General features: G+C 45.5%; 23 protein-coding genes, 1 tRNA gene and 2 pseudogenes. 17 read left to right on the top strand and 9 right to left on the bottom strand.

Translation table 11 applies throughout. From position 1 onward, the window contains the following. Genes K6J72_RS00590 through K6J72_RS00605 form a run of 4 tightly spaced genes read left to right on the top strand, consistent with a single transcriptional unit; the run spans window position 1 to window position 1,827 of the window. Window positions 1–1,008, top strand: a complete 1,008-nt coding sequence (locus K6J72_RS00590) for a DNA-directed RNA polymerase subunit alpha (RefSeq protein WP_221279676.1) — start codon at window positions 1–3, stop codon at window positions 1,006–1,008. Beyond that, on the top strand, window positions 1,008–1,358 hold the full coding sequence (gene rplQ / locus K6J72_RS00595; RefSeq protein ID WP_221279678.1) for a 50S ribosomal protein L17: 351 nt from the start codon (window positions 1,008–1,010) through the stop codon (window positions 1,356–1,358). Before K6J72_RS00590 ends, rplQ begins: the two co-directional genes overlap by 1 nt. A 2-nt stretch (window positions 1,359–1,360) precedes the next feature. Further along, a complete protein-coding gene (locus tag K6J72_RS00600; protein ID WP_221279680.1) occupies window positions 1,361–1,525 on the top strand; it encodes a hypothetical protein in 165 nt (54 codons plus the stop codon). Window positions 1,526–1,566: 41 nt separating this feature from the next. Next, complete coding sequence (locus tag K6J72_RS00605) at window positions 1,567–1,827, top strand: hypothetical protein (protein ID WP_221279682.1); 261 nt, start codon at window positions 1,567–1,569, stop codon at window positions 1,825–1,827. Here the strand turns inward: K6J72_RS00605 and K6J72_RS00610 are convergent. The 3 genes from K6J72_RS00610 to K6J72_RS00620 all read right to left on the bottom strand — a co-directional run bounded on the left by K6J72_RS00610 (window position 1,814) and on the right by K6J72_RS00620 (window position 3,032). Continuing rightward, the gene (locus K6J72_RS00610; RefSeq protein WP_221279684.1) at window positions 1,814–2,401 is read right to left on the bottom strand and encodes an NAD(P)H-dependent oxidoreductase; all 588 of its coding nucleotides are present in this window, start codon (window positions 2,399–2,401) and stop codon (window positions 1,814–1,816) included. The genes K6J72_RS00605 and K6J72_RS00610 overlap by 14 nt on opposite strands. Before the next feature lie 43 nt (window positions 2,402–2,444). Further along, window positions 2,445–2,521: transfer RNA gene (locus K6J72_RS00615), tRNA-Met, on the bottom strand. A gap of 43 nt (window positions 2,522–2,564) precedes the next feature. Next, window positions 2,565–3,032, bottom strand: coding sequence for an HP1233 family protein (locus K6J72_RS00620; RefSeq protein ID WP_221279686.1), 468 nt, complete (start codon window positions 3,030–3,032; stop codon window positions 2,565–2,567). A gap of 53 nt (window positions 3,033–3,085) precedes the next feature. Between K6J72_RS00620 and truD the strand changes: the two genes are divergently transcribed. Together truD and folE are read left to right on the top strand one after the other, a co-directional pair. Next, window positions 3,086–4,204: a tRNA pseudouridine(13) synthase TruD gene (gene truD / locus K6J72_RS00625; protein ID WP_260320600.1), complete on the top strand. Its 1,119-nt coding sequence runs from the start codon at window positions 3,086–3,088 to the stop codon at window positions 4,202–4,204. Continuing rightward, window positions 4,197–4,742 carry a GTP cyclohydrolase I FolE gene (folE, locus tag K6J72_RS00630; protein ID WP_221279690.1) on the top strand — a complete coding sequence of 182 codons (546 nt, stop codon included), beginning with the start codon at window positions 4,197–4,199 and terminating at the stop codon, window positions 4,740–4,742. The genes truD and folE overlap by 8 nt, the downstream gene beginning before the upstream one ends. Here folE and K6J72_RS00635 read toward each other — a convergent pair. Beyond that, window positions 4,726–5,883, bottom strand: coding sequence for an FtsW/RodA/SpoVE family cell cycle protein (locus tag K6J72_RS00635; protein WP_221279691.1), 1,158 nt, complete (start codon window positions 5,881–5,883; stop codon window positions 4,726–4,728). The genes folE and K6J72_RS00635 overlap by 17 nt on opposite strands. A 151-nt stretch (window positions 5,884–6,034) precedes the next feature. Between K6J72_RS00635 and flgB the strand changes: the two genes are divergently transcribed. The 6 genes and pseudogenes from flgB (at window position 6,035) to K6J72_RS00665 (ending at window position 12,377) form a co-directional block, all read left to right on the top strand. After that, a complete protein-coding gene (flgB, locus tag K6J72_RS00640; RefSeq protein ID WP_221279693.1) occupies window positions 6,035–6,457 on the top strand; it encodes a flagellar basal body rod protein FlgB in 423 nt (140 codons plus the stop codon). A gap of 9 nt (window positions 6,458–6,466) precedes the next feature. Next, window positions 6,467–6,958: a flagellar basal body rod protein FlgC gene (flgC, locus tag K6J72_RS00645; RefSeq protein ID WP_221279695.1), complete on the top strand. Its 492-nt coding sequence runs from the start codon at window positions 6,467–6,469 to the stop codon at window positions 6,956–6,958. An 87-nt stretch (window positions 6,959–7,045) separates the two neighbouring features. Beyond that, complete coding sequence (gene fliE, locus K6J72_RS00650; RefSeq protein WP_082346373.1) at window positions 7,046–7,348, top strand: flagellar hook-basal body complex protein FliE; 303 nt, start codon at window positions 7,046–7,048, stop codon at window positions 7,346–7,348. A gap of 68 nt (window positions 7,349–7,416) precedes the next feature. Then, on the top strand, window positions 7,417–9,237 hold the full coding sequence (locus tag K6J72_RS00655; RefSeq protein ID WP_430886735.1) for a peptidoglycan D,D-transpeptidase FtsI family protein: 1,821 nt from the start codon (window positions 7,417–7,419) through the stop codon (window positions 9,235–9,237). Next, window positions 9,212–10,412: pseudogene (locus K6J72_RS00660) on the top strand (Mrp/NBP35 family ATP-binding protein). Before K6J72_RS00655 ends, K6J72_RS00660 begins: the two are co-directional and overlap by 26 nt. Further along, window positions 10,413–12,377: an FUSC family protein gene (locus K6J72_RS00665; RefSeq protein WP_260320601.1), complete on the top strand. Its 1,965-nt coding sequence runs from the start codon at window positions 10,413–10,415 to the stop codon at window positions 12,375–12,377. A 6-nt stretch (window positions 12,378–12,383) separates the two neighbouring features. On the opposite strand, the gene K6J72_RS00670 is transcribed toward K6J72_RS00665, so the two are convergent. From K6J72_RS00670 to K6J72_RS00680, 3 genes are all read right to left on the bottom strand, one after another. After that, complete coding sequence (locus tag K6J72_RS00670) at window positions 12,384–12,881, bottom strand: restriction endonuclease subunit S (protein WP_221279701.1); 498 nt, start codon at window positions 12,879–12,881, stop codon at window positions 12,384–12,386. A gap of 84 nt (window positions 12,882–12,965) precedes the next feature. After that, on the bottom strand, window positions 12,966–14,075 hold the full coding sequence (locus K6J72_RS00675; RefSeq protein WP_221279704.1) for a restriction endonuclease subunit S: 1,110 nt from the start codon (window positions 14,073–14,075) through the stop codon (window positions 12,966–12,968). 38 nt (window positions 14,076–14,113) lie between these two features. Continuing rightward, complete coding sequence (locus K6J72_RS00680; RefSeq protein WP_221279707.1) at window positions 14,114–16,165, bottom strand: HsdM family class I SAM-dependent methyltransferase; 2,052 nt, start codon at window positions 16,163–16,165, stop codon at window positions 14,114–14,116. A gap of 437 nt (window positions 16,166–16,602) precedes the next feature. Between K6J72_RS00680 and K6J72_RS00685 the strand changes: the two genes are divergently transcribed. Then, window positions 16,603–17,151, top strand: a complete 549-nt coding sequence (locus K6J72_RS00685; RefSeq protein ID WP_221279709.1) for a hypothetical protein — start codon at window positions 16,603–16,605, stop codon at window positions 17,149–17,151. Here K6J72_RS00685 and K6J72_RS00690 read toward each other — a convergent pair. Beyond that, window positions 17,103–18,071: pseudogene (locus K6J72_RS00690) on the bottom strand (RNA-guided endonuclease InsQ/TnpB family protein); the annotation flags it as partial. The gene K6J72_RS00685 and the pseudogene K6J72_RS00690 overlap by 49 nt on opposite strands. 171 nt (window positions 18,072–18,242) lie before the next feature. Here K6J72_RS00690 and K6J72_RS00695 point away from each other — a divergent pair. After that, window positions 18,243–19,286 (top strand): tetratricopeptide repeat protein, encoded by a 1,044-nt coding sequence (locus tag K6J72_RS00695; protein WP_260320711.1) that lies wholly within the window; start codon window positions 18,243–18,245, stop codon window positions 19,284–19,286. A 210-nt stretch (window positions 19,287–19,496) separates the two neighbouring features. Further along, complete coding sequence (locus K6J72_RS00700; RefSeq protein WP_221279714.1) at window positions 19,497–20,081, top strand: SEL1-like repeat protein; 585 nt, start codon at window positions 19,497–19,499, stop codon at window positions 20,079–20,081. Here K6J72_RS00700 and tnpA read toward each other — a convergent pair. Next, window positions 20,072–20,500, bottom strand: a complete 429-nt coding sequence (gene tnpA / locus K6J72_RS00705) for an IS200/IS605 family transposase (protein ID WP_034376438.1) — start codon at window positions 20,498–20,500, stop codon at window positions 20,072–20,074. The genes K6J72_RS00700 and tnpA overlap by 10 nt on opposite strands. A gap of 64 nt (window positions 20,501–20,564) precedes the next feature. On the opposite strand from tnpA, the gene K6J72_RS00710 reads away from it, so the two are divergent. Together K6J72_RS00710 and K6J72_RS00715 are read left to right on the top strand one after the other, a co-directional pair. Beyond that, window positions 20,565–21,830: an RNA-guided endonuclease InsQ/TnpB family protein gene (locus tag K6J72_RS00710; protein WP_221279308.1), complete on the top strand. Its 1,266-nt coding sequence runs from the start codon at window positions 20,565–20,567 to the stop codon at window positions 21,828–21,830. 593 nt (window positions 21,831–22,423) lie between these two features. Beyond that, complete coding sequence (locus K6J72_RS00715; protein WP_221279717.1) at window positions 22,424–22,960, top strand: SEL1-like repeat protein; 537 nt, start codon at window positions 22,424–22,426, stop codon at window positions 22,958–22,960. Window positions 22,961–22,978: the final 18 nt, after the last annotated feature.

Here is a 22,978-nt window from a genome sequence, read left to right on the forward strand (position 1 = left end):
ATGAAAGTGATTAAAACAGCGCCCCATGTCCCCACGGACATCAGCGTTGAGAAAATCAGCGACCGGCAGATCCGCGTGAGCGTGTCTGCCTTTGAAAGTGGCTACGCCATCACTTTAGCGCACCCCATCCGTCGCTTTCTCCTGCAAAGTTCTGTGGGGTATGCGCCCATTGGCATTAAAATTGAAAATGTTGCCCACGAGTTTGACTCCGTGCGGGGCATGGCTGAGGATGCCGCTCTTTTCATCGCCAACCTCAAAAATATCCGCCTAGTGGGGCGGGCCAAAAATCCAGACGAGCAACTAGTGGTGCATTACTCTTTTAAAGGCCCTGCCAAACTCAGTGGCAAACACTTAGAAGTAGAGGGTGTGGGTGTGGTGGATAAAGAGGCGTATTTAGCCACCATCAACGAAGATGTGCAACTAGATTTTACCCTCATCATCCAAAGGGGCATGGGCTATGTACCTAGTGAGAGCATTAGAGGGCTGATCCCTAGCGATTACATCCCCCTAGACGCTTACTTCACGCCCATTAAAAAAGTGGTCTATAACATTGAAAACATGCTCGTGGATGGCAACCCCAACTTTGAACGGGTGATCTTTGACATCGAGAGCGATGGGCAGATCGATCCCCAACATGCTTTTCAAGAAGCGGTGAAAACCATGCACGCACAAATGCATATTTTCAGCACGAGCATGGCACACTCTAAGGGTGCTTATACCCTAGAGGACAGCCTAGAGGTGAAAGATCTCGTGCGTAAAGTTGAGGACTTGGACCTAAGCGCCCGTTGCTTTAATTGCCTGGATAAAATCGGGATCAAGTACATCGGCGAGCTTGTGCTGATGGACGCTTACGAGCTTAAAGGGATTAAAAATCTAGGCAAAAAGTCCTACGATGAGATTGCCGAAAAATTAGAACAACTTAAATACCCCGTGGGTCAAGAGCTCTCCCCTGAGTTTAAGGCCTCTTTAAAAGCACGGATTGAAAAATTAAAAAGCGAGGAAAGTTAATGCGCCACCAAAATCGTTTTAGAAAACTCGGCAGGACCAGTGCCCACAGGAAGGCACTTTTAAAAAACCTAGCCATCGCCCTGATCCAACATGGCAAGATTGAAACCGGGCTTTGCAAGGCCAAAGAATTGCAAAGCTACATTGAAAAGCTGGTAACGGCGGCGAGAAAGGGCGATTTCAACGCCCACCGCTATGTCTTTGCCTATTTGCAAAACAAAGAAGCCACCCACAAACTTGTTACCGAGCTTGCTCCCAAATACGCCGAACGCAAAGGGGGATATACCAGCATCCACAGAAGTGCGATTCGCCGTGGGGATGCTTCTGTGCTCGCCCAAATTGCTTTTGTTTAACAATGGAGTTTCTAGGGTTTCTAGCTATTTTAAGCGTGGTGGGGATTTTGCTTTTTAAACCCGCCCTAGAAAAGCTTGCTTTCTCTATCTTTGTGGGGGCGTGGCTCGTGGAGCTTGCCATGTTTGTTGCCCACACCTCTACGCTCTTGCCGAATATGAACTTATAAACCCTCCCCAACTTTTTGTTAAGTTCCAAGTAAGGATCCCCATGGACTTCTTGAGCTTACCCGAAGAGCCCCTAAAAAACGCCATCAGAGAGCGCTACTTTCAAGATTTTGCCTGCAGTGGGGATCAAATCGATTTTCGAATCAGTGCCCCCCAACGGATCTCTTTAATAAAGAGCCCACCCCTTTACCCCGTCTTTCAAAAAGACCACTTCAAGAGCACCGAGCTCAAAAGGGCGCGGCTGCAAAGCGAGATTACAGGGATGGCAAAAGAGTGGCTTAAAGTCGAGTCTAAAAGGCGGTAAAAACCTTTTGCAAGTGGGTGCTGTAGTTTTGCAGGTATTGCTCTACTTGGGGGTTTTTGATGACATCGTTGCAGATGAAAGTGGGCAAGGCTTGCATGCCTAAAAACTCATGGGCTTTGTGTAGGTGCAAATACACGCCATCCACGCCCACGCCCCCAAAAAATTCCTCTTTGTCTATGAAAGCTTCTAAGGGGGCGTTCCAAGTGAGTGAAAACATGTATTTTTTGCCCTGCAACAGCCCGCCCTTGCCATAGTTTTTGGTGGGGGCGGTGTGGCTACGCCCATCGTTTTTCCACAGGCGTCCATGCCCGGTGGTGAAAACCTCATCCATGTATTTTTTCACAATCCAGGGCTCGCCCATCCACCATCCCGCCATTTGCCAAACCAAGGCATCGGCACTCAGGATTTTGCCAACTTCTTCTTCAAAGTCATAGCCTTGATCGATCTGCGTTTCAACCACGCCATGCCCCAAATCTTTTAAAACCCGCAGAGCATGGTCGTGTAAAGTGGTGTTTAAACGGCCGTGTGAGTGCCCAAAACCCTTAGCTCCATTGAGCAGTAGAATTTGTGCCATAAAAACCTCTTAACATTTAATGTATAAAGAAACCGAAAGGAGTTGGTGTCAAAGGGGGGACTTGAACCCCCGACCTCCGGCTTATGAGACCAGCGCTCTAACCGGCTGAGCTACCTTGACACGAAAAACGCCCATTTTATAAAACTTTTGCTTAAACTTTGTTTTAAAGGTGCAGGTCCATGGCTTGGTAGACTTGGTTGTAGGCGTTTTTGTAGCGTTGCACAAAGTCGTTGTTGATGCCAAAGGCTCTCTTGGCTTGCATTTCCTGCAGAGCTTTGAGACCATCTATTTTTTCTTGTGCCTGTTTGTCCTCTTGGATTTGTCCGCCATAAAAGCTTGTGAGGCTATAAAGGGATTGGGCGGCTAGGCGCTTTTCATTCTCGTTCATGCCCGCTGTGGCGCGCAAGAAGGCATCGTATTCGTTGTCGCTCATCAATTCCAGCACCAAAAAGCCGTAGGTTTCTCTTTTAAGCCCATTGGGCTCGGTTTGGCTTTTAGAGATTTCCACCAACACTTCAGGCTTGCTCCCAGCGGGAGCTTGGGGGGCTTGGAGAGATTGCGCTTGCCCTAGACTCGCAGAGCCTAACAACGCATATAGGGATGGATTGTTTTTGATGTCTTTAACTTCCATGACAAGACCCTTTCAATCAATTTCAACCTTACAAGCAAAAAATGCTCCAAATTATGGTGTATAATGCCCGCATGCAAAATAACAACCAATTTCCCCGCTTTTTCAGCGCAAGCCATGCGCCCATTGACTTTTACTTTAAGAAGTGTGCCCGTGATTTTGTGGTGCAAGAAGAACCCCTTTATCCCTTCAGCCAAAGCGGGGAGCATTTGATTGTGCATGTCCGCAAGAAAGACAAGACCACTTGGGAGATGTTAAGCCTGCTCTCGCAAGTGCTGGGTTGTAAGATGTCTGCCTTTGGCTACGCCGGGCTTAAGGATAAAAACGCCTTGACTTTTCAATACATCTCTTTGCCTAAAGCCTATGAGAAAGCCCTCGAAGGGCACGCTTCCACTCTCTACGAACAAGGCGTGAAAATCCTAGACACCACCGCCCACACGCATAAAATCCGCCTAGGGCATTTAAAGGGCAACCATTTTGCCATGCGCCTAAAAAAGCTCACTCCCCTAAATGCCCAAAAAATCGCCGAGGTGCTAGAGGTTTTGCAAAATAAGGGGTTTTTGAATTACTTTGGGGCACAACGCTTTGGACGCAAGGGGGACAACTTCAAACATGTGAACACAGGCAAAAAAAAGCTAGACAAGTTTTTGCTCTCCAGCCAGCAAAGCTTTTGTTTCAACCAGTGGTTGAGTGCAAGGGCGCGCTTGAATGCCTTTGTCAATAACTTTAGCCCCCTTGAAATCGCCAAAGAATACCCCCAAATCTCCCTAGAGCAGGCCAGAGCCCTAAAAGCCCAACCCCAAGACTTCAAACTTTTAGAGGGCGATGTGCTGTGCCATTACCCCTTTGGTAAGTATTTTCACCACAGCACACAAGATTTAGACACAAACTTAAAAAGATTGCAGGCTAGAAGCCTTGTGGCAACGGGGCTGCTCCCGGGCTTTAAAGTCTTAGAAGCTAGAAACTTGGCTGGGGAGTTCGAAAAACCCTTTAAGCAAGAGATTGACTCTTGCGGGGATCGGCGTTTTGCGCTTGTCTATCCTCAAGAAGTGGATTTCTTGTATCTGTCCCAAGAAGCGCAGGGGCAACTCAAGTTTTTCTTACCCAAGGGGGCGTACGCCACAATCTTTTTAGAAGAGATCGCTCGCCAAGAGTTGTTTAGCCCCGATGCTTAAAGAGAGTTTAGAGAAGTTGTTTATCAGTGTAGGCGAAGATCCTAAGCGAGAAGGCTTACAAAACACGCCTAAAAGGGTCAAAGCCTTGTGGGCGGATTTGATGGCGGGCTACAAGCAAGACCCCAAAGAGATTTTAAACACGACGTTGTGTGCGCCCTCAAGCGGGCTGGTGGTGTTGCAAAACATTGAGTTTTACAGCCTATGCGAACACCATTTACTGCCCTTTTTTGGGCGGGTGAGTGTGGGGTATTTGCCCAATGCCAAGATTGTAGGGCTAGGGGCGATTGCACGCCTTGTGGAGTGCTTTTCAAGGCGCTTGCAAATCCAAGAGCGTTTAGGCGCACAGATTGCCCAGAGTTTGCAAGAGTGTTTAGAGCCCAAAGGGGTGGGGGTGTTTTGCGTGGCTAGGCATTTATGTGTCGCCATGCAGGGGGTGCAAAAACAAGAGAGTGTGCTGAAGACGAGCTGTCGGCTCGGCGCGTTTCAAGAACCTAGCATCTATGCAGAGTTTTTGCAAAACCTTAGCGTGCCTGTTTAGAGAGGCTTAACACGAGCCCCAAAGCCACAGAGTTGGCTAGAAGTGAGCTGCCCCCATAGCTTAAAAACGGCACAGCGATGCCCTTAATAGGGATGATCCCGCTCACCCCAAAGGCATTGATGATGAAAGAGAAGGCGATGAGTAGGGCCACGCCCAAACAAAAGAGCATGTGTTTGGGGTTGTCTAGGCGGTTGGTGATTTTAAACAAGGCGTGCAGGATGATCAAGATGACTCCCACGCACACCGCCACCGCCACAAAGCCCAACTCTTCAGCCAGCCCTGCTAAGACCATGTCGGTGTGTACTTCGCTTAAAAAGCCGAGTTTGATCAAGCCATCCCCTAAACCCTGCCCAAAAAGCCCGCCGTGTTTGATGGCGTTGGTGGCGTGGTAAATTTGGTAGGGTTCTGGCAGATGTTCGATTTTTAAACTGCTGGCAAGTTTGGGGGGCAAAATGGAGAGAATCGAGCTTTGGATGTTTGCCCACCAAAGCTTCATGCGTAAAATGCGGTGTTCGCTCGTGCTGATCGCCACAACCCCGATGACAATCGCAATGCCTAAGAAAATGCGGAAAAGCTTAAAGCTCCCGCCTGAAAAGATGAGCAAAAAGCCCAGCACGATGGCCAATAAAATCACCTGCCCCAAGTCGTTTTGTAAAACCCCGATTAAAAACGCCACCGCCAAAAACACGACCAAATAGGGGATGAGAATCGTCAACTCTTCGCGCACGCCCGATTTTTCCTTGTTAAAGAAAGTCCTCGACAAGCTCCACGAGAGAAAAAACACAAAGCCCACTTTAAAAAACTCGGTGGGGGCGAGGGAGAAAAAGGGCAGGCGAATCCACCGCTTTGCCCCCCCTGCACTGCTAGACATGCTTTCGGGCAAAAAGCTCATGATGAGGATTAAGAACAAAGAGCCTAGTAGGATAGCAAAGCCGATTTTGCTAAACCACTTGTCTGGATCAAGCCACGAGAGTCCCCACATGAGAAAAATCCCCACAGCCACAGCCACGAGCTGGCGAATAAAAAAATGAAACTCGCTGTAATGGTAGATGAGTGTGGTGTAAGTGGAAAGGGAGTAGCTTAAGAGTACGCTAAAAATCATTAAAAAACTAGACAGGGTAAAGAGATACCGATACGCCATGAAAACCGCCCAAAGTGTTTATAAATGTGCTATAATTATAACTCATTTATCAAGCGCAACACTTGCGATTTTGGGCTTATGGGCTGGGTGTTTTGGAATACTCATTGCTTAAGGCCATGCATCTCGCGAGGCGTAAGCCAAAGGGGCAAACATGGACTTGTCAAAAGCGTATCCGCTCGTGTATCAAGCGATGGACTACCGCTCTTTGCGGCAGGACTTGATCGCAAGCAATGTCGCCAATGTGGACACCCCCTTTTACCGCCCGAAAGATGTGGACTTTGAATCGGTTTTAGCCCAAAAGAAGGCAGAAGTGTTTGACCATAAACAGGACAAGGTTTTGGAATTGGCGGTTACGGACTCTAGGCATTTAGAGCCTAATTTGGATGAGAGCAAGAAAGCCACAATCTTTTTTAGGGATGGGCACTTGGCGAAAAACGATGGCAACAGTGTGGATTTGGACATCGAAACTTCCGAAATGGGGAAAAACTCCACAATGTACCTCGCCCTAACCACTGCCCTAAAAAAGCATAGGGGCATCGTCAATTACGCCATAGACTCGGCGAAAAACATTTAAGGAGCGTGCATGTTTTTATCAAGTTTTGACATTAGCGGTTATGGGTTGTCCGCCCAGAGAGTGCGCGCCAATCTTATCTCTTCTAACATTGCCAACGCCAACACCACCCGCACCGATGAGGGCGGGCCCTACCGCCGTCAAGAAGCGGTGTTTAAGTCTTTTGACTTCAATAAGATTTTAAACGAAAAACTCGCCGAAGATAACAATTTACTAGACTATGAAGACCCTTTAGACGAGAGCGATGACATTGAAAAACCCAACCCCCCCATCATGGGCGTGTATGTGGATAAAATCGTGCGTGATGACAAAGCCCCGCTGTTGAAATACGACCCCACCCACCCCGATGCAGATGCAAACGGGTATGTGTCCTACCCCAATGTCAACCCTGTCGTGGAAATGGCGGATTTGATCGAAGCCACAAGGGCGTACCAAGCCAATGTGGCGGCGTTTCAGAGCACCAAGAACATGGCGGCAAACGCTATTAGCATGTTGCAAGCATAAAAAGATTACAAAAGAAAGGATTGTTTCTTTAGACTAAAGGATTGTCTAAAAGAGGCGATATAGGTGAACACGATGCAAGGAGTCAACATGAAGACTTTATACACTGATATAGGGTTGAACAAAACAAGCACTCCTTTAGATTCAAAATCGCATGAGAATCTAATGGAGAAGGGGGAGTTCTCTCAGATGCTCAAGCACTCGATTGATGAACTCAACAACACCCAAATGGAGTCCGACCGCGCTTTGGCCGACATGGCGACAGGGCAAGTCAAAGACTTACACCAAGCTGCCATCGCCATCGGCAAGGCGGAAACGAGCATGAAGCTCATGCTGGAAGTGCGTAACAAGGCCATCAGCGCCTACAAGGAATTGTTAAGGACACAAATCTAAGGTTCTTGGGCTTGTGTTTGGTTTCCCTCTTAGTCTCTCTGTAGCAAGGCTTTAGTTTAGGGGGGCGTGTGGATCACCCTTTAGCTACCCCTCCGCAAAATCCTAGACCCGATACCGACCCTAGGCGTACAGAACGCCTGATGATGATTTTCATTGTGGTGGCAGGGTGTTTTGCGCTGTTTTTGGTGGTGATGTTTTTTAAAGCCGTGTTGCCCCGCAAAATGCCCGCTTTGGTGGCTACCAAGACCGACATCGCCACAAGGGGGCAGATCTACAGCCAAGACGGCTTTAGCCTCGCCAACAGCCAAAAGCTCTTTAAGGTGAGTTTCAACACCCTATCCATTGACCCGCACAAGCAAGAGTTTTTCATAGACCTACTCTCTATTTACACGAATATCCCCAAAAGCGTCATCGCCGAGAAGTTCAAGCAAAGCGGGTTCGTTACGCTCTCTTACAACATCGATGCCAACACCGCCGCAAGTTTAAGGCAATTAAACGCCAAATTCCTAGCCTACAATGTCTTTAGAGAGTATGAAGATGCGAATAAAAAAGTCATGCCCAAAATTGGCCTAAGCATTGAAGTGAGCGGGATTGCCCGCAACTACCTTTATAAGGACAATTTCGAACCCCTTGTGGGCTACATCCAAAAGGTGGATACGGGTAAAATCACCTCCATTAGGGGCGTGAAGGGCATTGAAGAGTCCAAAAATGACACCCTAGCCCCCAAGAACGATGGCAAAATGCAGGGCAGACGGGATTTAGGTTTTAATCTCATTGAAGACAGAAGTTTTAAAAGTGTCTCTAGAATCGATGGCTCGGACATTGTGCTGAGTATTCCCTTAAAAATCCAACGGGCGTTGGAGCAAATCCTAGACGCAGCTAAAGTCCGCTACAAGGCGCACCAAATCATTGCAGGGGTGTATCTCCCCCAAAACGGAGAAATCTTGAGCCTAGCCACGACAAACCGCTTTAACCCCAACAACATCCAAAAGAGCGATTACCCAGCCCTCAATGTGGATGCCATTGAGCTCTCTTTCGAGCCGGGCAGCACGATCAAACCCATTGTTTACAGCCTGCTTGTGGATAAAAAGCGCATTGACCCCAGCCAACCCATAGATTTAGGGCATGGCTTTTATAAGCTCGGCAAGTATCTTGTGAGAGATGATTTCATCCCATCAAAGCACACCACCATCGAAGATGTGTTGATCCGCTCAAGCAACATCGGCATGATCAAACTCTCCAAACGCCTAAGCGGGCAAGAGCTTTACACGGGGCTTAAGGACTTTGGATTTGCCGAAGAAACGGGCATCGACTTGCTCCATGAAAAAACGGGCTTGTTGCCGAGTGTGCGCCTTTTAAACACCGATGTTTACAAGGGCACGGCATCCTATGGCTATGGCTTGCGCACCACCTTTTTGCAACTCTTAAGGGCCTATGGGGTGTTTGTCAATGGGGGCAAGCTCGCCACCCCCCACTTGGTGCAAAGGGTGATACAATACCCCAATGGGGAGATGTACGCCACACAATACCTTCCAAGTAAGCGAGTCATCGCCCCCAAGAGCGCACAAGAAATGCAAAATTTGTTGATTAAAGTCGTGACTAAAGGCACGGGCAAGAGTGCACAAGTGCCGGGGCTTGTCATTGGGGGCAAGACAGGCACAGCCCGTATTGCCAAAAAGGGCAAGTACACAGAAATCTACACCAGCTCGTTTTTTGGTTTTGCTAGAGATCAAGAAAACACCTTTGTCATCGGGGTGGTGGTTTTTGGGTCTTTGGGCAGCACGGAGTATTACGCCGCCCAAACCGCTGCCCCGATTTTTAAACAGATTGTGCAGATGTTGGTGAAAAACCAATACCTCACCCCTGCAAAAGCCCTATCCAAGCCCTAGGACATGCCGTGTTGGGGCAAAATTAAGAAAAACTAGGTATAAGTGATTTTTGTACGAATCTTATTTTAAGGATAAAAATGGTTACACAGGATGCGGTGTTGGATGTCTTGAAAAAGGTCATTTACCCCAATTTTGAAAAGGACATTGTGAGTTTTGGTTTTGTGAAAAACATCACTTTGCACGAAAACAAACTCGCCCTTTTGCTAGACATCCCCTCAAGCTCCCCACAGGTGGCAGACACGCTGAGGACAGAAATCAGCACCAAAATGCAAGAATTGGGCTTAACCTGCCACATTGACATCAAAACCCCCGCCAAGAGGGATAGGGCCCAGCAAGCCCAGCAAGCCACGAAAAATCTTGCCCCCAACATTAAGCATGTGGTGATGATAAGCTCGGGCAAGGGAGGCGTGGGTAAAAGCACCACGAGCGTGAACTTAGCCATCGCTTTGGCGGGCTTAAAACAAAAAGTCGGGCTTTTAGACGCAGATGTCTATGGCCCCAATGTACCTAGAATGCTAGGCTTGATGCAAACCAACCCCACGACCGATCCTAGCGGTAAAAAACTCATCCCCCTAGAAGCCTTTGGGGTGCGGGTGATGAGCATGGGACTGTTGTATGAAGAAGGCCAAAGCCTCATTTGGCGAGGCCCTATGCTCATGCGCGCCATTGAGCAAATGCTCACCGACATCATTTGGGGCGAGCTGGATGTGTTGGTTGTGGACATGCCCCCGGGCACAGGCGATGCCCAGCTCACCCTAGCCCAAGCCGTGCCTATTAGTGCGGGCATCACCGTGACCACACCACAAACCGTGAGCCTAGACGATGCCAGCCGCAGTTTGGACATGTTCTCACGCCTGCAGATCCCCATTGCCGGGATTGTAGAGAACATGAGCGGGTTCATCTGCCCCAACTGCTCGCATGAGAGCCACATTTTTGGCAAGGACACCTTAAACACGCTTGCCAAGCAGTATAAAACCCAAGTGCTCGCGCAAATCCCCCTAGAAGTGCAGGTGCGCGAAGGGGGCGATAGTGGCATGCCCATCAGTGTAGCCAGCCCCCAATCTGTCATCAGCCAAGCCTACAGCCAAGCCGCCAGCAGGCTTTTAGACTTTTTAAGTGAAGTGAAGGCGCAAAACCTTGCCGACAACAAAAGCATCCAGCCCACGATCCGCTAAATGCCCCTCTTAGCCCAGCTCAAACGCACCATCCACCTCTACGACCCGGGCTACTTTAGCCTCATTTTCGCCCTAAAGACCACCCTCACCACTTTCCTTTGTGCGGGGCTAGGGGCTTTTTTCTTTGGGCATGCGATTGTGATTTGGGCGGGCTTTCAAACCGTCTTCATCTACGCTTTGAGTCTCGTGGTTAGCGACAAAGAACACGAAATCTATTATTTTGTGGTGTTCATCGCCATCAGTTGTCTTAATGTACTCTTGTTCTACCCGATGGCGCATTTTGGGGTGTGGCTGTGCGTGCCTATTTTTATCATGACCTTTTTGGTCGGGATGTCTACCGCCTACAGCCTAGACCTACATAAAGTCTGCAATGCCGCCCTGTCTAACGGATTGGTAACCTGTTTATATGTGGATGCACACGCCTCCCTAGACTTGCAACAAACCCTTTTAATGATTTTGATGCTAGGTACTCTAAGCATTTTGTTGCAATCCTTTATCGTGGTGTCTAAATACAGCTACTTCATCAAAAAACGCTTTTCTACCCTGCTCTCCAGCATGGATTTAATGTTGCAATACATCAACAGCCCCGCCGACTACACCCACATTAAAACCCAAGTGTTGGCGCAAATCCACAACACAAAAATCATTTTAACCTCCCGCTCTAGCCGCATCAAAGACCCACTAGCGGTGCGTAACCTGCAACGCGCCCTATTCCAGCTGCAGGCCCTAGAAGAGATCTACCACTCCATCCACTCCATTTATGGAGACTTAAGCTCTTTGGACTCTGTGTGCCAAGAAATCCGCACAAACTTACAAATCCTCTCAAACATTTTCACCAAGCAAGACCTGCAAATCCAAAAACAAGCCCTAGTAGCCTTAAGCCCCAAACTCGATAAAGTTTTGCAGCACTCCATCGCCATCATTTACAATAAAATGGAGGTTTTTATCATGGGTGGCGAAAAGCAACCCAAGCAAACAGACCCCGTGCATAAGCCCTCGTTTAAACACATCTTGGACGCTTTAAACACCAAAAACCCCATTTTTCAATACGCCTCTAAATACGCCCTAGCGATGGGGATTGCGGTTTTCATTGCCCGCTACTTCGGCTTCAACCATGGCATGTGGATCGCCATGGCGACTTTATTGGTTTCTCGTTTTAGCTTGGGCAGCACCAAAGAAGTGCAAGTGGATTTGGTGCTAGGCTCGGCGGTGGGTCTAGCGGTGGGTCTAGCGGTGGTGTGGCTCTTTGCCAAAAGCGTGGTCTTTGATGGCTTTTTGGTGTTGAGCGTGTTTTTATTCATTTATCTTAGGGTCTATTCCTACGCCATATGGTCGGCTTCGCTCATGTTTGCCTTCGTGCTGTGCTTTTCCTTGCTTAGGCAGGACTTCGTGGATATGGTCGCTTTCCGCGTGGCGGATTTGGCTTTAGGTATTGGGATTGTCTATGTGGTGTTCTTGTTCGTGTGGCCTAAATACGACAAGGACGAATTTATCCAACACATGCGCCACTTGGTCGCCACTTTGCGCTGTCTTTTAGAAGATGCCAGCCAGCACAAGACCCACGCTCTAAGCACCCAAAACACTTTTTTAAAACAACTAGATGCCTTCAGACTATGCTTAAAGAGCGCAAGGGCGGAAACTTCGGATGCAAACACCCTAAACGCTCTCTTAAGGGGGTTGCAATCCATAGACATGCTCGACACTTGCAGCTACCGCCTTTACGATTATTGCCTCAATGTGTCTTTGCCCGAAGAAAAGCAACTCTTGCTAGAGAACAATACCCAACTGCTCTTAAACCGCTACACCCAAATGTCCAACTACCTCCACAACAAACCCCATTACTTCAAAGCCAAAGAAGGCGGACGACTTTTAAAGATCGACAGCGAGCTAGACAACCTGCTTGAAACCATCTTTTTTGCCCAAAACAAGCTCTTTGAAGAGCTGGCGTATGTGTTTAAATACTAGGCTTGCCTAAAGAGGGTTTAAAGGCGTGCTTAAGACTTTGTCATACGCCTTTAATTTTGTCTCCCATAGGGCTTTTACCCTCTCCATGTGTTGTTTCTCTAGGGCTTTGATGAAGTGCTCCATGAGGTCGTAAGCGATAGTGCCGTCTTGGTGAGTGGGTAGGGGGATCCTATGCTTTTCAAGGCTATTGATTCTATATTGTTTGCCATAGTTGTATTTTGTTTTACTTTGGGCGATAAGCACACTAATAAACATAAGGTGGTATTTGCTCATTTCTTGCTTGGGGGTCAAAACCAAAATATTATCATCGCAACAAAACTTGCGGACATGCACAAAAGAGTTACAAAACATATCGATAGTGATTGCGTGGCTAAAAACTTGTTGGTTCTCATTGCTGATAAACCCCTTAACACCCTGATTAGATTCGCCAGCGGTAACAAGTGGGATACTGCCCTTAATCCTATTTTCTTTTGTAAGCCGTGTACCTCGTGTGCAGTTAAACAAATCTATTAATTTAAACTCCCGCCAAATTACCCCCCCCCGTCATCGCGGGGGCGTTATTGTCTTTAAGTGTCATTGGCAAATCCTCTAAATTTTTGCTTGAATTATATCCTTACACGCCTTTAATCTTTGATCCCACAACGCCTTAATTCTCTCAATCTGTTGTTTCTCCAAAGCCCGTATAAAGTGTTCCATTAAGTCGTAGGCGATTGCGCCATCTTTGTGGGTGGGGAGTTTAAGGGCTATGTTCTCTAAAAGGGATTGTTTAAAAGAAGCGCTGCCCCAGCTAAAAGAGCTAAAGGCTTTACGCATGCTTGCAATGAAAAATAACGCTCTATGGCGTTCTAGCCTGCCCTCTTTTAGGGTGAAAACCTTGATTTTATCCCCCGTGAGGTAGGGCTGATCTTGGTAGAAAATGGTCGCTGTGTCTTGCCCGAAACTGATGCTTGGGGCGTCGTTTAAAAAAATGGAGTCTGCCTCAATATAACCCCTAATGCCGTTGTTGGTCGCTCCCCTTGCCACATAAGGGTGTCCTCTGGCACAAAAGCGCACTTTATTGGCATCAAATTTCCTTTTGGGGGTGCTTATGTCAAACAACGCCCCGATTTTAAACTCTTGCCAAGTTAAGTTACAAGGGGTAACACTATTCCCCCCCCGATTTTCAAAATAGCTGGTGAAAATATCTAAAGCGTGTTCTTCCTCTAGGGTGAGCATAGTGTCCTCCAATCCTGTTACTTTTAGATACGCTTGAAGTTCCCTTATAAATACCTCTATTGCCTCAAAAGCAATTTCCCCACTCTTGGCAAAGGGCAACAGGATTTTCTCTTGACTGACTTTCGTCCAGCCGGATTTGTTGTTCCAATTAAACTTGGCTAACACCTTATTCAGGCACACCACCAAAAACAAATATTGCAAGCGGTTTAGCTCTTTGCCCTTAAATTTTAAAGCGTAGCAATCCTGTAAAAGCGTAAATTCTCTAGGTTGGTAAAAGGCGGGGGCATCCCCATTAGCCCCTACAGAAATCATATTTTCCAGCACCAAAGCCCCCTCTTTTGGCATATAACAGACGATGCCGTTGTTTTGCGTGGTGCAAGTGATTGCGGGGATATACCCCTGGCGTGGGTTTGTGGGCAAAAGCCGTTTTTGGTGGTTGTGTTTGGCTGGCTTAAACACCTCAAAAATCTCCCCTAAAAACACCCTACGCCACTCTAAAGCTTGTAAAGCTTGCCAGCTTTTTAGGCGTGGGTTAAGGGCTTTCCCTGTATCCCTTTGAGCACTAAAGACACTTCATAAGCCAAGAATTCCGCCACACTGCTTTTAAAATCGCCCATTTGGGGCGTGGTGTCGATTTGTTGGTGTTGGGCGTAGGTCCAGTCCTTGCCCTCAGTGTTGATTGTGTCCTCTATGTAGTGGTCTTGGTAAAAGTTCGTTTCTCGTTTATTGCCTAACACTAAAGCGACCAGCTCGGCGTAGCGTTCTGTGGCGTGGTCGGTGTCTCTTAAATTCGTGCTCGCCCGCGCCTTTTTGCGCGCCGCGCGGGTGTAGCCATCATTGCTAAAGTCTATGAATTTCACCTTTTTACTTGCGCGGTGCGCTTCCCCCACATCAAACACATAAATCGCAGTCTGTACGCTGGACTTGCCCACGAATAAATCCAAGGGCATTTTAATGCTCGCCACTAGGCTGCTGTGCTCTAAAATCTTTTTGGTGTAAATGTCGCCATTGCCGCTGCCCGCGTTTTCTTGAATGATCACCACCGCACGCCCCTTCTCCATCCTCTCTAAGGCGCGTTCTACAAAAATAAAGCCCTTGCCCTTGGCGCTGTAGGGGGGGTTGAGTAAAAACACATTGGCGTTAAAGGGTTTGTCCTTGCGATTGCCCTGCTCGTATTTCACGGGTTCGCCCTGTTTAAAATCCATAAGGCTATCTTTATGCAAGAGATTAGCGCTCCCATCACCCAGCAAGAGCATATTGAGCACACCTAGCAAGTAAATATCCGCGCGCTTTTCAATGCCCAAGAGTTGGTAAGCGCGGATATGGGCGATCTTTTCCTCTCTCTCTTTGGGGTTAGTGATTTTGTCCATGCAATCTTTAATCATTTGATTCATGCTAGAGATCAAAAACGCCCCCGAGCCAGCGGCATGATCCCACACAAAAGAATCTTTATTAACCTCAGCGAGTTCCACCATTAAATCCACCACCTCACGAGGGGTTAAAACGACATCGTTATTGATGTCATCTTTTTCGCTTACAGTGAGCCATTTAGTGAGAGAGTTAAAAAGTTTGCCCGCAATGTCTGCTTTGGTGAGCTTTTTGACGAGTGGATACACCCCCTCTAAAAACCGCCCATAAATGATTTTCAGCTGACTTTCTGCGGTGTTATTTTTGCTGACCCAAAGATCAGCATGGATAAACACACTTTTGAGTTCATCAACAACCATAGCAATTTTTCCGCTGGGTAATTTCTTGGCGTTTAAAAAGGCTTTGATTTTTTTAATAAACTCTTGCCCATCGTGGGTGTCCTTGTCTTGCTCGCTTTTTAAATCCTCTAAGCCCAAAGCCCCCACCCCGGGTCGATCCTCTGTTTTTGGCACGCCCGTAGCCGCCATGATCATGCCCACCAACAAAGCCACCCGCTTATTATTTTTTAAATTCAAAATGTCGTCATGCAAGAACTGGTTAAGTTTGTTGAGTTGCGCCTCTGTTTCGCTCTCTAAGTCCTCAATGGCTTTATTGCGTTCTGCTTCGCTTAAGGTGAGGTTGTCTAGAGCTTGCTCTAACCTCCCTAAATCCGCCAAAATCCCCAAATCGTTAAATTCTCCAATCTTTTGGGGCACGGCTAGGTGCTTGGTGTTGAGGTAGTAAAGGGCATATTCCTTATACATCCTGCCCGCCTCTTCATAGCCATTGATCCCTATGGCGATCGCCTCGTTGTAGCTGTGGCTGTAATCCAAAATCGCGTTGGCGTAGTGCAGTGCCCCATTGAGGGCGTAATTTTTAACGGCATTGGTGCTTAAATCTAGGCTGTGATCCTTGCCAAATTTGGCTAAACGCCCTTTAAGCCCCTTGATCTCGATCATCACGGGCAATTTACGCACGCTGGGGGTGTTTAAAAACAATTTGAGATCGGGATAATTCTTGCCACTCCCCCCACCCTTTGAAGGGGCTTGTTCTAACGCCCTTTGGGTTTCCTCGTTGATGGGGGCGGTTTTGGCGTAGTAGGCGATGTTGAGATTTTCTAACTCTTTTTTGATTTCGTATTCTGTGGTTTCTTCTTGGCTGGGCATGGATCCTCTTTGTAAAAGGAGACATTATAAAGGATTTAGGTAAAAAGGGGATTAAGATTGAGGATTGTCAGCCTCAAACAAGTGGGGTAGATGGCAAAAATCTAGGGTCTGGTTTAAGGGCTTAAGGTGGTTGGCTTAAGGGAATTCAAGGGCTGACTCAAAGGATCGGCCAAAGGGCTAACCCTTTTTCAAAAAATATACTATAACGCGCCTTTATTTTTAGCCCCATGTGCTTTTAAAATTGACTTTAGGACATTACATGCTTTTTAAAGTCTTTGCCTTTTTCACCACCCCCCCCCCACAGCCACTGAGCACAGCTGAATTAAAATTTTATTCTAACCCTTCGCCTTTTTCTACCCCTACCTTTCGTCTCTTTTTATATCTATCTTTTTGCCCTAACCACAAAACCATCAATCCAATTTATTTAGGAGCATAACATGGATTTTAAAAGTTTAAAGAGTCAGAAGTGGGTGTTTGTTGGAATTGTGTTGACTGTAGTGTTAGTGCCGTTTTTACTATTCAAACAGAACACAATGATGGGTGATCGACAATCACAACTCATCTATGAAAAATCACTCAAGATGAATAAAGAACAAGACACAGATTCAAAAATTAACACCAAGATTAAGCTTGCATACCTAGATACTTATGGAAGTGGAACCATCAAAAAGTATGGTGCAGCTTTTGATTTACTGCAAAGTGCGCTTTTAGATTTAACGGGACAAAAAGGTGCGATTGATTTAGACAGAATAAACCCTAACGAATACCCCAAAAGCGAGTGGAAAAGATTGGGGCAGGTTTTGCAAGAGTTGGATTGCTTTTACAGAGATGGCAAAAATGACCAAGGAGAGGGTCCTAACAGAGATTTAAAGAAAGCAGAAGCCTTTTTCCAAAAAGCCATAGAGTTTGGCAATCAAAAAGCCAAGAAGAAAGTGAATCACCCACCCGCTAAAGACGGGTGGGCTTCTTGCTTCAACGATCCATAACTAGCAGTATCCAGTATGTAGCCATACTTGGTTACAGCCCCGTTAGCGGAATCTCCACAAGCGTAACTTCGGGTAATCCCTACCCTAGTTTTATCTACCTTGATAGCGTGTCGCTCATCTAGCATTCCCAAAGCATAGTTTCTGATATTGATGCTAGCGTTTAGGTCTCTGTGGTGGTATGTTTGACAACAAGGGCAGATAAAATTTCTAATAGGCAGTGGCTTTTTACCTGTGTTGCTCCCACAGGTCGAGCAGATTTGAGAGCTAGGGAAGTATTGGTCAATTTTGATAAGGGTTTTACCCTTCCAACCAGCCTTATATTCTAATAGACTAATGAGCCTAGACCAGCTGGCATTGGCAATGCTCTTAGCTAGTTTGTGGTTTTTGACCAAATTCCTAACTTTCAAGGTTTCTACTGCTATCAAATCGTATTGATTGGTTATCTCATTACTGATTTTATGTAGGTAGTCCTCTCTGCTATTCCTGATAGAAGCGTGGATTTGTGCCACTTTCTTGGCTTGTTTTTTTCTATTACTAGAACCTTTTAGTTTCTTAGACAATCTCCTTTGCGCTTTAGTGAGTTTGGTTTGTAGATTCTGGAAAAACTTTTTATAGGGATAGAGCACGCCACTACTGGCTATCACTAAAGACTCTAAACCCATATCTAAACCCACAGCTTTTTTGATAGTTGTGGGTTTAGGTTCAGGCTCATTATCCTCATAGCTTATAGAGAGATAGTATTTATCTGCTACGCAAGAGATAAACCCCTGTTTGACGATAGAGTTTGTAGGCAAATGCCTATGAAACTTGGCTTTAATAGCTTCTTTGAATTTGGGTAGCTTGACTTGGTTGTTGCCTAAATCCATCTCTAAGTGTTGCGGGACACAGAAAGACTGCTTCGCATGCTTTTTAGATTTGAATCCTTGTTATTGGCAGTGGCTTTAGGGATTTGTTATGCCAATAGTCAGGCAGATGAATACTATAGACTGACAAAATCTTATGACGACAACAAGGATTATGAAAAATCTATATTGTATTCGAAAAAACTAATAGAGATGGGGGATGCGAGGGGGTATAATGGGATGAGGTACATGTATGAATACGGGCATGGGGTTGTGAAAGATTATGCTAAAGCCCTGCAATACTACCAAAAAGCGGGGGATACGAGGGACGCTTTGGCTTATAGAAATTTGGGAATTATATATTCCACGGGCGAGGGGGTTGCCAAAGATTACTCCAAAGCCCTGCAATACTACCAAAAGGCGGGGGATATGGGGGATGCTGATGCTTATAACAACTTAGGATGGATGTATCAAAATGGCAATGGTGTTGCTAAAGATTACTCTAAAGCCCTGCAATACTTCCAAAAAGGGGTAAAAATGGGGGATGTTGGCTCATATGGCATGTTAGGGATCATGTATGAGAATGGCATGGGAGTGGAGCAAGATGGCAAAGTGGCGCACCATTATTACCAAAAAGTTTGCCAAATTTGGAGAGAACAAGAGGTTTGTCAAAAAGCTGAAACTCTAAGCAAAATCCTAAGCAATGCGCCTCAAAATCATAATGTGGATGCGTATCTCAAAGCTGCAAAATTTTATTTTGAAAAAGCCGAAGCTTACGATGACAAAGGTATGGAAAATCTTCCGGAAAATCGTAAAGATTTTCGTAAGCTGACGGACGAGCAGTCAAAGAAATACAAGGATATGTCAGATTCTTATTACAGCATGGCAGATTCTTATTACCAAGCAGCCAAGGAATACTATAAAAAAGCGGCAAAAATGAGAAGTGCCAAAGCTTATACTGCTTTGGGGCATCTCTATTGCGACCATGATTTTTATGATAATCAAAGTCCAGATAATCAAAACATATTTGTTGATGGTCAAAACACAGATGGTCAAAACACAAGTGCCCTTCCAAAAATTCTAGAATACTATGAAAAAGCTGCCAAGATGGGGGATGCTGAGGCTTATACTGCTTTGGGGGGTTTATACGAAAGTCGTGAGTGCGATACGGCAACAGGTGTGTTCCCAAAGGGGGCGTCAGAAGCTAAAGCCAAAGAATATTATAAAAAGGCTTGCCAACTAGGTGATAAGCGGGGTTGTGAAGCTTTAAGAGTTTTAAAAGAGCGCAAGTAGGCTGTAAAAATCTTAAAGCCCTAATCCCTTAAATCATGAAGTTTAAAACTTCATGATGCCAAGTGTCAAAGGTGGATTTCAAAATAAAACCTTGCAAGGAGCAAGAATGTTAGTTGTGTTGAAAAAGCGTGTGTGGCAAGTGGTCTTGCTGTTGGCAGTAGATAAAGCTTGCCAAAGCGTTAAAAAACTCTCTCAAGGAAAGGAAAATTAATGGGTTACGAAAAACAAGCCAATCACAGTCTTTGGTCTGTGCTTGAAAAAATCCTAATAGGTTTTTTGGCATTGTGGGTAGCGTTTGCACCCTTAAGAGGGGATGAGAATTTTGATGAAAAGATCAGCCCTTCTTTATACGAGGGCATTCAAGCGGATCTATTCAATCAAAATTACAAAAAAGCCTATGGGATTTACGAGCAGGCCAATAAAAAAGGCGATGTGTTGGGTACGGCACTTTTGGGTAGGCTCTATGCCTATGGCTTAGGGGTTGAGGCTAACCCCAATAAAGCCAAAGTCTATTTCCATATCGTACTGAACAATCCTGCAGTTAAGAAAGAAGTGTCTAAAGCACATACATACAATGGTCTTGATGGGAGTAACCCTGCTAATGACCTCTTTGGTGGGAGGGAACCATATATCCCAACTTACCTTAGTGCTGCCATGATTGTGGTGAATTTGAGTTTAGCCCACATGTATGAAGAGGGCTTGGAGGGTAAAAAAGACCCCAAAAAAGCGTTTAAGACTCTCCGGCAGAAATCCCACTCGTCTTTAGCGGGTGGGATGAATGCCCCCTACCCTTGATTTTCTATGTATCTTTTGATGGTTTCTGGGTTAGCTTCTCCTATGGAACAGGCAAAAAATCCATCTGTCCAAAATTTTTGTTCTTTCCAAAAATGCTTGCGTAAGAACGGGATAAATCTTGGTTCTCTCCAAACTCTATAAGTAGTCATCTGCTTGATCCGCAAGATAATGGAACTGATAGACACCCTAGGGATATATTGAATCATCAGGTGTAGATGATCTTTATCTGTCTCCATTGCTATGATGATAAAATCTGAACTTTCCTCTATCTCTTCAAGCACAGACTTTATAAAAATAGCCACATCTCCTACGAGCAACTTTTTTCTGTATTTACACACTAAAATCAAATGGGCTTTTAGATTATGTTTGCTCCTGTTTGTGGACAAATAGCCTTTGAGTTTGTAATGGTTTTCTTTCATAGCTCTACCTCAAAAATATTTTATAAAATTATGTTATAATGATGTAAAGTTAAGGCGTAAGAAATTGCTTAAAGCAATAAAGTTTAGAATTTATCCCACCATAGAGCAAAAAACCTTGATACACAAGCACTTTGGCTGTGCTAGGGTGGTCTATAACTACTTTTTAGCATACCGCCAAAAGCAATACGCACAAGGCATTAGAGAAAATTACTTTAGCATGCAAAAGGCGCTCACTACTCTCAAAAAACAAGAGGCTTACGCTTACCTAAGTGAATGCAACTCTCAAAGCTTGCAAATGGCACTAAGACAGCTGACAACAGCCTTTGATAGGTTTTTCTCTAAGCTGGCAGATTATCCTAGATTCAAATCTAAAAAGCATGCGAAGCAGTCTTTCTGTGTCCCGCAACACTTAGAGATGGATTTAGGCAACAACCAAGTCAAGCTACCCAAATTCAAAGAAGCTATTAAAGCCAAGTTTCATAGGCATTTGCCTACAAACTCTATCGTCAAACAGGGGTTTATCTCTTGCGTAGCAGATAAATACTATCTCTCTATAAGCTATGAGGATAATGAGCCTGAACCTAAACCCACAACTATCAAAAAAGCTGTGGGTTTAGATATGGGTTTAGAGTCTTTAGTGATAGCCAGTAGTGGCGTGCTCTATCCCTATAAAAAGTTTTTCCAGAATCTACAAACCAAACTCACTAAAGCGCAAAGGAGATTGTCTAAGAAACTAAAAGGTTCTAGTAATAGAAAAAAACAAGCCAAGAAAGTGGCACAAATCCACGCTTCTATCAGGAATAGCAGAGAGGACTACCTACATAAAATCAGTAATGAGATAACCAATCAATACGATTTGATAGCAGTAGAAACCTTGAAAGTTAGGAATTTGGTCAAAAACCACAAACTAGCTAAGAGCATTGCCAATGCCAGCTGGTCTAGGCTCATTAGTCTATTAGAATATAAGGCTGGTTGGAAGGGTAAAACCCTTATCAAAATTGACCAATACTTCCCTAGCTCTCAAATCTGCTCGACCTGTGGGAGCAACACAGGTAAAAAGCCACTGCCTATTAGAAATTTTATCTGCCCTTGTTGTCAAACATACCACCACAGAGACCTAAACGCTAGCATCAATATCAGAAACTATGCTTTGGGAATGCTAGATGAGCGACACGCTATCAAGGTAGATAAAACTAGGGTAGGGATTACCCGAAGTTACGCTTGTGGAGATTCCGCTAACGGGGCTGTAACCAAGTATGGCTACATACTGGATACTGCTAGTTATGGATCGTTGAAGCAAGAAGCCCACCCGTCTTTAGCGGGTGGGTGATTCACGCTTTATAAACTGATCTTAGCCAATGTAGGGGCGAATAACGGGCATGGATGGTTTTTAACAAATGTGTTGCCTTATGTAGGTGATTTAACCCGCCTCTCAGTTTCGAAGACATTTAATTTGAAAAAATTGCCCGTTGCGATTTTACGCCGACTCCCTTTTATTAAAATTTTGGTGGGTCAAACTCTTTATAAAATGGGCATGGCTTATAAAATGGGGGTAGGCACAGGCAGAAGCCGCAAAAAGGCAAAGGAATGTTTAAACATGGCTTTTGACTTAGGCAATAAGGAAGCCTTAAAGGCTATGCGTGATCTTTAAATAATTTAAATAAAAGGATAAACATGTCGGTTAGTTTACGCAAATGGGCATTGTTATTTGGATTTTTTTGGCTTGTATGTACCCCTTTGAGGGCGGTGGGGGGGTATTGGGTAGATAATTCCCTAGGCCAACAAATTGATCAGGGATATGAAGCCCTAAACAAACACCGCGACAAAGAGGCTTTTGAGCACTTCAAGAAAGCAGATGCAGACGATAATGTTTTAGGCACGGCCTTTTTAGGAGTTTGCTACTTAGAGGGTAGGGGGACAAAGGTGGATTATTATCAGGCTAAAACCTATTTTGATTCCGTATGGCGCAGGCTAGAAGCTTGGCGTAAGCAGAAAGGCAATACAGAAGATCTGGCTGCTGGAGGACTTAGCCCAGTAAAAGCTGCAACTGCTTACATGCTCACTGATTACGGTCTAGCCACCATGGCTCAAAAAGGTCTATGTGTGCCTAAAGACCCAAAGAAAGCCTTCAAAATGTATAGGCAGATCATTATTGAATCGGGAGCTAATGGGATGGCAACATTTTTGAATCATGGAGGCTTAGGCATCGATCCAATTTCTAATCTCATCGTGGGTTCAGCCTTTAAACATGTCATTAATCTTAAACTCTTACAAGTAACAAAATTTAACAAAAACATGGTTGCTAAGGAGTACACTGGCAAGACCCTTTACCAAATTGGGATGGCTTATCAAATGGGGATTGGCACGGGCAAAAAACGGGGAAAGGCTAAAAAATTCTTAGAAAAAGCCGTGGAGTTTGGCAATGAAGAGGCGATGCAAGCTCTAGAGGGGTTGGAATGATCCAAAACAAACGATGCC

The organism is Helicobacter sp. NHP19-003 (genome assembly GCF_019703305.1).
Lineage (GTDB): Bacteria > Campylobacterota > Campylobacteria > Campylobacterales > Helicobacteraceae > Helicobacter > Helicobacter gastrocanis.

Excerpts from the sequence above, each read along its gene's own strand:
- K6J72_RS00590 (WP_221279676.1), top strand. The coding sequence starts at position 1 with ATGAAAGTGATTAAAACAGCGCCCCATGTCCCCACGGACATCAGCGTT.
- rplQ (WP_221279678.1), top strand. The coding sequence starts at position 1,008 with ATGCGCCACCAAAATCGTTTTAGAAAACTCGGCAGGACCAGTGCCCAC.
- K6J72_RS00600 (WP_221279680.1), top strand. The coding sequence starts at position 1,361 with ATGGAGTTTCTAGGGTTTCTAGCTATTTTAAGCGTGGTGGGGATTTTG.
- K6J72_RS00605 (WP_221279682.1), top strand. The coding sequence starts at position 1,567 with ATGGACTTCTTGAGCTTACCCGAAGAGCCCCTAAAAAACGCCATCAGA.
- K6J72_RS00610 (WP_221279684.1), bottom strand. The coding sequence starts at position 2,401 with ATGGCACAAATTCTACTGCTCAATGGAGCTAAGGGTTTTGGGCACTCA.
- K6J72_RS00620 (WP_221279686.1), bottom strand. The coding sequence starts at position 3,032 with ATGGAAGTTAAAGACATCAAAAACAATCCATCCCTATATGCGTTGTTA.
- truD (WP_260320600.1), top strand. The coding sequence starts at position 3,086 with ATGGTGTATAATGCCCGCATGCAAAATAACAACCAATTTCCCCGCTTT.
- folE (WP_221279690.1), top strand. The coding sequence starts at position 4,197 with ATGCTTAAAGAGAGTTTAGAGAAGTTGTTTATCAGTGTAGGCGAAGAT.
- K6J72_RS00635 (WP_221279691.1), bottom strand. The coding sequence starts at position 5,883 with ATGGCGTATCGGTATCTCTTTACCCTGTCTAGTTTTTTAATGATTTTT.
- flgB (WP_221279693.1), top strand. The coding sequence starts at position 6,035 with ATGGACTTGTCAAAAGCGTATCCGCTCGTGTATCAAGCGATGGACTAC.
- flgC (WP_221279695.1), top strand. The coding sequence starts at position 6,467 with ATGTTTTTATCAAGTTTTGACATTAGCGGTTATGGGTTGTCCGCCCAG.
- fliE (WP_082346373.1), top strand. The coding sequence starts at position 7,046 with ATGAAGACTTTATACACTGATATAGGGTTGAACAAAACAAGCACTCCT.
- K6J72_RS00665 (WP_260320601.1), top strand. The coding sequence starts at position 10,413 with ATGCCCCTCTTAGCCCAGCTCAAACGCACCATCCACCTCTACGACCCG.
- K6J72_RS00680 (WP_221279707.1), bottom strand. The coding sequence starts at position 16,165 with ATGCCCAGCCAAGAAGAAACCACAGAATACGAAATCAAAAAAGAGTTA.
- K6J72_RS00685 (WP_221279709.1), top strand. The coding sequence starts at position 16,603 with ATGGATTTTAAAAGTTTAAAGAGTCAGAAGTGGGTGTTTGTTGGAATT.
- K6J72_RS00695 (WP_260320711.1), top strand. The coding sequence starts at position 18,243 with ATGTATGAATACGGGCATGGGGTTGTGAAAGATTATGCTAAAGCCCTG.
- K6J72_RS00700 (WP_221279714.1), top strand. The coding sequence starts at position 19,497 with ATGGGTTACGAAAAACAAGCCAATCACAGTCTTTGGTCTGTGCTTGAA.
- tnpA (WP_034376438.1), bottom strand. The coding sequence starts at position 20,500 with ATGAAAGAAAACCATTACAAACTCAAAGGCTATTTGTCCACAAACAGG.